Origin of the sequence: Sphingobium sp. ba1 (assembly GCF_000743655.1) — a bacterium.
In the GTDB taxonomy this organism is placed as follows: Bacteria; Pseudomonadota; Alphaproteobacteria; order Sphingomonadales; family Sphingomonadaceae; genus Sphingobium.
Genome location: NZ_JPPQ01000069.1, coordinates 2,299,140 through 2,303,411 on the forward strand (window position 1 = coordinate 2,299,140; position 4,272 = coordinate 2,303,411).

Below are 4,272 nucleotides of genomic sequence, written 5' to 3' on the forward strand. Positions count from 1 at the left end.
GCAGGCGCCGCTTCATGCGGCTGGCGAATACGGGGTGGCCGTCGGTGGGATTCGCGCCGATCACCAGGATCACATCGGCCTGCATCACGCTGTCGAAATCTTGCGTGCCGGCCGAGGTGCCGAAGGTCTTGCTCAAGCCATAGCCGGTCGGCGAGTGACAGACGCGCGCGCAGGTATCGACATTGTTGTTGCCGAAGCCCTGGCGAATCAGCTTTTGAACCAAAAAGGTTTCTTCATTGGTGCAGCGGCTGGACGTGATGCCGCCGATCGAACGGGTGCCATATTTCGCCTGGATGCGGCGAAATTCACTGGCGGTATGGGCGATGGCCTCGTCCCACGATACTTCGCGCCAGGGTTCGCTGACCGACGCGCGGATCATGGGATTGAGGATGCGGTCCTGATGCCGGGCATAGCCCCAGGCAAAGCGGCCCTTGACGCAGCTATGGCCGCGATTGGCCTTGCCGTCCTTCCATGGCACCATGCGGACCAGTTCCTCGCCCCGCATTTCCGCGCGGAAGGTGCAGCCGACGCCGCAATAGGCGCAGGTCGTGACGATGGCGCGATCGGGCGTGCCGACCTCGACGACCTTTTTTTCGATCAGCGACGCGGTCGGGCAGGCCTGCACACAGGCACCACAGGAGACGCATTCGGAGCCGAGGAAATCCTCGCCCTGCGACGCGGCGACCTTGGAGTCGAACCCCATGCCCTCGATGGTCAGCGCGAACGTCCCCTGCACTTCGTCGCAGGCGCGCACGCAGCGGGAGCAGACGATGCATTTGCTGGGATCGAAATCGAAATAGGGGTTCGACTGGTCCTTCGCCTGGCCCATATTGGTCGCGCCGTCATAGCCATAGCGCACATCGCGCAGGCCGACCGCACCGGCCTGATCCTGCAATTCGCAATCGCCATTCGCGCCGCAGGTCAGGCAATCGAGCGGATGGTCGGAGATGTAGAGTTCCATGACCCCGCGGCGCAGCTTTTTGAGCCGCTCGGTCTGGGTGCGGACCACCATGCCTTCGGCGACCGGCGTGGTGCAGGAGGCGGGATAGCCGTTGCGGCCCTCCACCTCGACCAGGCACAGGCGGCAGGAGCCGAAACTCTCGACATTGTCGGTCGCGCAGAGTTTCGGGATGGAGCCGCCGAGCAGCGAGGCGGCGCGCATGATGCTGGTGCCTTCGGGCAAGGTCACGGCCTGCCCATCGATGGTCAGGGTGACGGACTTGCTGGTGGCGATGGCCGCCGGGGTGCCATGGTCGGTTTCGCGCGTGAATGTCATTCCGCAGCCTCCTGAACGGACTTGGCCAAGCCAAAATCCTCTGGAAAATAGTCAAGCGCGCTCAACACCGGATAGGGGGTGAAGCCCCCCAGCGCACAGAGCGAGCCATATTTCATCGTATCGCACAGATCGCGCAGCAGGTCGGATTGCGCGTCGACAGACACATCGATCCGGCTGGGCGCGCGCGAGTAGAGGGCTTTATCCAAATACCCCTCCCCCGTTCGGGCTGAGCCTGTCGAAGCCTTCCCCTGATCCTTCAAGAAGGAAAGCCCTTCGACAAGCTCAGGGCGAACGGTGTGAGACGTATCGCGCATCCCAATAATCCGATCGACAATCTCCACCCCGCGCGTCGATCCGATGCGGCAGGGCGTGCATTTGCCGCAGCTTTCCACCGCGCAAAATTCCATCGCGAAACGCGCCATATGCGCCATATCCACGCTGTCGTCGAACACGGTGATCCCGGCATGGCCGATGAGGCCCCCGGCTGCCGCAAAGGCTTCATAATCGAACGGCAGATGGAACATGCTGGGCGGGAAATAAGCGCCGAGCGGCCCGCCCACCTGCACCGCGCGTACCGGACGACCGCTGGCGGTGCCGCCGCCGATATCGTTCACCAGTTCGCCCAGCGTGATACCGAAGCCAATCTCATAGAGGCCGCCATGCCGCACATTGCCCGCCAGTTGCACAGGCATCGTGCCGCGCGACCGGCCGAAGCCGACGCCCGCATAGGCCTCAGCCCCTTCCGCCAATATGAAGGGCACGGCGGCGAGGCTCAGCACATTGTTGATGACGGTCGGCTGGCCGAACAACCCTTTGAGCGCGGGCAAGGGCGGCTTGGCGCGCACCTGTCCGCGCTTGCCCTCGATCGAATCGAGCAATGCCGTCTCTTCGCCGCAGACATAGGCCCCTGCCCCCTCGCGCACTTCCAGCGTGAAGGGGGCGATCAGATGCGCCGACCGCTCGATCGCCAACCGCATGGTGTAGATGGCGAACGGATATTCCGAGCGGATATAGATATAGCCATGGTGCGCGCCGACGGCATGGGCGGCGATCGCCATACCCTCGATCAGACAATAGGGGTCGCCCTCCATCAGCATCCGGTCGGCGAAGGTACCGCTGTCGCCCTCGTCCGCGTTGCAGACGATATATTTCGCGTCGCCGGGCGCATCCAGCACCGTCTGCCACTTGATGCCGGTGGGAAAGCCAGCACCACCGCGCCCGCGCAGGCCCGACGCCTTGACCGCATCGACCACCGCCTGCGGAGCAAGCGCGCGCGCCGCGTCCAGGCCTTTCCATCCACTTGTGGCGGCATAGTCGTCCAGGCAGACGGGGTCGATCACGCCGCAGCGGGCAAAGGTGAAGCGCTGCTGCCCGGCAAAGAAAGGCAGCGCGTCGATGCGTCCGAGCCGGTTGGGGTGGGTGCCGTCCAGCACCGCCGCCACATCGCCCGGCCCCACCGGGCCATAGCCGATGCGGCCGTCCGCCCTCTCGACCTCGACCAGCGGTTCGATGCTGAACAGCCCGCGCGATCCGGTGCGGATCACGTCGCATCCGGCTTCGGTAAAGGCGTGGGCGACATCATCCGCGCCCAGCGCGACCGAGGCCATATCGCGGCTTACATAGATTTTCATGCCGCCACCTCCGCCGCGATCCGCTCCAGCGCCGCACCGTCGATCCGCGCCACCGGGCGGCCATCGACCAAAGCATTAGGCCCGATCGCGCAGAGACCCAGGCAATAGACCGGCTCCAGGCTGACCGCGCCGTCGCCGCGCGTCTGCCCCATCGCCACGCCCAGCCGCTGCGCCGCCGCCGCCTCGATCGCCGCACCGCCGCGCGCCTGGCAGCTTTCGGCGCGGCACAGTTTCACGACATGGCGACCCTGCGGCGTGCGGCGAAAATCATGATAGAAGGTGACGACGCCATGCACATCGGCACGCGACAGGTTCAGCGCTTTGGCGATGACCGGCACGACCGCATCATCGACATGCCCGGCCTCTTCCTGCACGGCATGGAGCAGCGGCAATAGCTGGTCGCGCGTCGCCCCATGCTGCGCCGTCCAGCCTTCGATAAACTCGTCCATCCCGATACCCTGCCTCTTGGCCGCAATTTTGCGCCATAGTGGGGCGGCGGGGCGCGTCGGTCAAATCGAAGCCAGCGATGCTTGATAGGGATACTCTATCAAGCATCGGACGCGCCCACATCATCCTCCCCCGGCGGGGGAGGTGGCTGGCCGCAGGCCAGACGGAGGGGTGTCACCTTATCGAGAGGACGACACCCCTCCGTCACGCGCTTCGCGCGCGCCACCTCCCCTTGCAGGGGAGGATTGTTCTGCCCTAAATCGTCGTAAAGCCCGGCGGCAATCGCAATTCCCGCGCGACGGCCAGCACCGCTTGCGCCAATGGCCCCATCGGCGCGCTGTCCGACACGATGACGCCGACTCGGCTGCCCTCCCCCATATCGGGCAGCGGCGTGGTGTGCGCCCAGCGCAGCCCGTCCAGCAAGGCGGCATGGCTGTCGGGAATGATCGAACAGAGTCGCCCCTGTTGCACCAGCCCCAGCAACGCGACATAGCTGTCCGCCGTCACCAAAGGCCGCAGCGCCAGCCCGCGCGCGGCCAGCCGCGCATCCAATATCCGCCGGTTCTGCATCCCCTGATGCAGCAGGCACAGCGGCAGGCCGGCCAAGTCCGCCCGGTCGATGACGGCAGGGATCGGCACGCCGTCCACCGCGCTCACCAGCATTGCGCGCTCGACATAGAGCGGCACCGACAAGGCATGGGCGGGTGGCTCGAAATCGAGATAGGTGAGGCCTGCGTCCAGCTCGAACGCCGCCAGTTCGCGCTCGATCTGGCGCGATGTCAGCGCCCGCACTGAAATATTCAGCCCCGGATAGCGCGCCAGCATCGCCGTCGCGAGGCAACCGATGGCGGGCATGGCGGCGGGGATCGCGCCCAGCCGCAGTTCGCCCCGCAACGGCCCGCGCGCGGTTTCCGCCGC

General features: G+C 65.8%; 4 protein-coding genes. All 4 read right to left on the reverse strand.

What is annotated here, in order from left to right:
• The coding region (locus tag IL54_RS14245; protein WP_037478733.1) for a 2Fe-2S iron-sulfur cluster-binding protein at window positions 1–1,276 on the reverse strand (1,276 nt) is incomplete at its 3' end.
• Window positions 1,273–2,907 carry an NADH-ubiquinone oxidoreductase-F iron-sulfur binding region domain-containing protein gene (locus IL54_RS14250; RefSeq protein ID WP_037476542.1) on the reverse strand — a complete coding sequence of 545 codons (1,635 nt, stop codon included), beginning with the start codon at window positions 2,905–2,907 and terminating at the stop codon, window positions 1,273–1,275. The genes IL54_RS14250 and IL54_RS14245, both read right to left, overlap by 4 nt.
• Window positions 2,904–3,356 carry a formate dehydrogenase subunit gamma gene (locus tag IL54_RS14255; RefSeq protein ID WP_037476543.1) on the reverse strand — a complete coding sequence of 151 codons (453 nt, stop codon included), beginning with the start codon at window positions 3,354–3,356 and terminating at the stop codon, window positions 2,904–2,906. Before IL54_RS14255 ends, IL54_RS14250 begins: the two co-directional genes overlap by 4 nt.
• Window positions 3,357–3,609: 253 nt before the next feature.
• On the reverse strand, window positions 3,610–4,272 hold a 663-nt coding region (locus IL54_RS24990), incomplete at its 5' end, for a LysR family transcriptional regulator substrate-binding protein (protein ID WP_193378858.1).

Bases quoted from the DNA above. Each gene is read 5' to 3' on its own strand.
- IL54_RS14255 (WP_037476543.1), bottom strand. From the start codon at position 3,356: ATGGACGAGTTTATCGAAGGCTGGACGGCGCAGCATGGGGCGACGCGC.
- IL54_RS14250 (WP_037476542.1), bottom strand. From the start codon at position 2,907: ATGAAAATCTATGTAAGCCGCGATATGGCCTCGGTCGCGCTGGGCGCG.